Source organism: Frankia tisae (assembly GCF_025403405.1).
Taxonomy (GTDB): Bacteria; Actinomycetota; Actinomycetes; order Frankiales; family Frankiaceae; genus Frankia; species Frankia tisai.
In genome coordinates, this window is sequence record NZ_JANEZT010000576.1 from 1 (window position 1) to 2,689 (window position 2,689).

Consider the following 2,689-nt stretch of genomic DNA (forward strand, 5'->3'; position numbering starts at 1 on the left):
GTGCCTCAGCTCTGGGGTGCCCCCGAACGGGGGAGCGCGGTGGCCACTGCGTTCTCGGTGGCGGCTGGGGTAGCCATCGTTGGCGGGGGCGGTATGTCAGGCTGCTCCGCCGGCCGGGTGGTTCGCGTCTCCCGCCCATGCTCGCGCAGCATCATCCGCCACTGCTGCGGCGAGTGGCTTGCCGGCCTGGTCGTGGCCAGGAAATCCTCGAGAACCCGCCGGAAGCGCACAGGATCGCTGTGATGAGGGAAATGCCCCGCACCGAGAAAGATCTCAAGGCGGCTTCCGGGCATCGCCGCATGCGCGACGCGCGCGTGTTCGACCGGAATCACTGCGTCCCGATCACCCCAGACGATCAGCGACGGCATGCCGGCGGCCAGATAGCAGCGGTCGAGCATCGTGATGGCCTGCCCGTGCGCGTCCACCACGGAACGCAGCGTCCGGAGGAAGGCTGCCCGCGCCGTCGGCACCCCGAGCGAGTCGCAGACATGCTGGATATCCTCGGCGTCCCGGCCGAGATCGGTGTTCAGCAGCCGCAGCGCCCGCAGCCCGGCCCAGCGCGCGAGACGCACTGGCGGAACGTCGATCAGGGACAACACCGCCCCGGCGCCGGGCAACGCCGCGGCCCGAAGCGCCGGGTGCAGATCCGGCCCCACCCCGCCGGTAGCCACGAGGACCAGCCGCTCGCAGCGTTCCGGAAACTGGTAGGCAAACTGCATGGCGACCCCGCCACCGAGCGAATGCCCGACGACCGTCGCCCGCTCGATGCCGAGCACCGTGAGTAGATCACGCATGCCGCACGCGTAGCCGGCCACCGAGTAATCGCCGCGAGGCTTTTCCGACTCCCCGTGCCCGAGCAGGTCGGGGGCTATCACCGTATGGCGCCGCGCGAGCTGGGGAATGATCGGCGCCCAGGTGCGGGCGTTGTCCCCGATACCGTGGATCAGCAGCAGCACCGGTCCGCGACCGGCGCGCAGGTAGCAGCGCCGATACCCGTGGACCGTGACGAACCGCGGGGTCAGCTGCGCAGCTCCCGCACTCGGCGCATCGTCGGTCATCGCCACCCCAGGTCAGAACTCGATGTTGCTCATCACATGCTTGATCCTGGTGTAGTCCTCCAAGCCGTACACGGACAGATCCTTGCCATAACCGCTCTTCTTGAATCCGCCGTGCGGCATCTCCGCCACGATCGGGATGTGAGTGTTGATCCATACGCAGCCGAAGTCCAGCCGGCGCGCGACCCGCATGGCCCGGCCGTGGTCGCGCGTCCAGACGCTGGAGGCCAGGCCGTACTCCACCCCGTTGGCCCAGGCCACCGCGGTGTCCTCCGAGTCGAAGCGCTGCATGGTGATGACCGGGCCGAAGACCTCCGACTGGATGAGTTCGTCGTCCTGACGCAGGCCGGCGACGACCGTGGCTGGATAAAAATAACCGGGCCGGTCGAGGGCCGCGCCGCCGGCGAGCACCTCGGCGTGCTCCGGCGCCCGTCGAACGAACCCCCCCACCCGATCAAGCTGGCCGGCGCTGTTCAGCGGGCCGTAGGCGACCTCGGTCTCGTCCGGGGAGCCGGTGGCCGTGCCGCGGGCCGCCTCGGCCAGCGCGGCCGCAAGATCGTCATGAATCCCGGGTGCGGCCAGCACCCTGGTGGCCGCCGTGCAGTCCTGGCCGGCGTTGAAGTAGGCGGCGCCGGCGATCTCCGCGGCGACGGCGGCCGGGTCCACATCGTCGAAGACGATGACCGGTGCCTTGCCGCCGAGCTCCAGGTGCACCCGCTTGAGCGAGTCGGCCGCCGCCCGCGCCACCTCCATGCCGGCCCGCACGCTGCCGGTCACCGACACCATCGCCGGCCCCGGGTGAGCGACCAGTGCCCGCCCGGTGTCCCGGTCGCCGCACACGACGTTGAGCACTCCGGGCGGGAGGAACTCCGCGGCGATCTCGGCGAGCAGCAGACTGGAAGCCGGGGTCGTGTCCGCCGGCTTGAGGATGACCGTGTTGCCCGCCGCGATCGCCGGGGCGATCTTCCACACCGCCATCATCAACGGGTAGTTCCACGGTGTGACCTGCGCGCAGACCCCAATCGGCTCGCGCCGGACATAGCTGGTGTGCCCGGCCAGGTACTCCCCGGCAGCCCGTCCCTCCAACAGGCGCGCGGCGCCGGCGAAGAAGCGGATCTGGTCGGCGGACGGCCCGACTTCCTCGTCCACGGTGAGTTGCAGCGGCTTGCCGGTATTGGCGCTCTCCACCGCGGCGACGGAGTCGGCTCGCTCCTCCAGTGCGTCGGCGAGGCGCAGCAGCGCGCGGGAACGCTCGGACGGGGTGGTGTCGCGCCAGGTCTCGAACGCCGTCGATGCGGCCCGGACGGCGGCGTCGACGTCGGCAGGACCCGAACGCGGGGCCTCGGCGAGTAGCTCGCCGGTCGACGGGTTCAGAATCGGCATCGTCGCGCCTTCGGCGGCCGGAACGGAGGCACCGTCAATGAAATTGGCGAAGATCGTATCCATACGTCTCTCCTCGTACTGATCGTCTCCCCGACCGTCCGGTCGCCGGATATGTCGCCACAACGATTACGATGGTTCCACGAACCACCAGCCACGGATAGCGTGAACAAATGACCGTGGCGCCGCGGAAACACGCTACCCGCGCCCGGCCCAGCCGACGGCGCGCAGCCCCTCGAAAGGCAGGTCGAAAC

General features: G+C 70.0%; 2 protein-coding genes. Both read right to left on the reverse strand.

Annotated elements, in window-relative coordinates; genetic code table 11:
- Positions 1-5: 5 nt before the first annotated feature.
- Positions 6-1,058, reverse strand: a complete 1,053-nt coding sequence (locus tag NBZ85_RS30035; RefSeq protein WP_261560600.1) for an alpha/beta fold hydrolase — start codon at positions 1,056-1,058, stop codon at positions 6-8.
- 12 nt (positions 1,059-1,070) lie between these two features.
- Positions 1,071-2,501: a gamma-aminobutyraldehyde dehydrogenase gene (locus NBZ85_RS30040; RefSeq protein ID WP_261560599.1), complete on the reverse strand. Its 1,431-nt coding sequence runs from the start codon at positions 2,499-2,501 to the stop codon at positions 1,071-1,073.
- Positions 2,502-2,689: the final 188 nt, after the last annotated feature.

Excerpts from the sequence above, each read along its gene's own strand:
- NBZ85_RS30035 (WP_261560600.1), bottom strand. The coding sequence starts at position 1,058 with ATGACCGACGATGCGCCGAGTGCGGGAGCTGCGCAGCTGACCCCGCGG.
- NBZ85_RS30040 (WP_261560599.1), bottom strand. The coding sequence starts at position 2,501 with ATGGATACGATCTTCGCCAATTTCATTGACGGTGCCTCCGTTCCGGCC.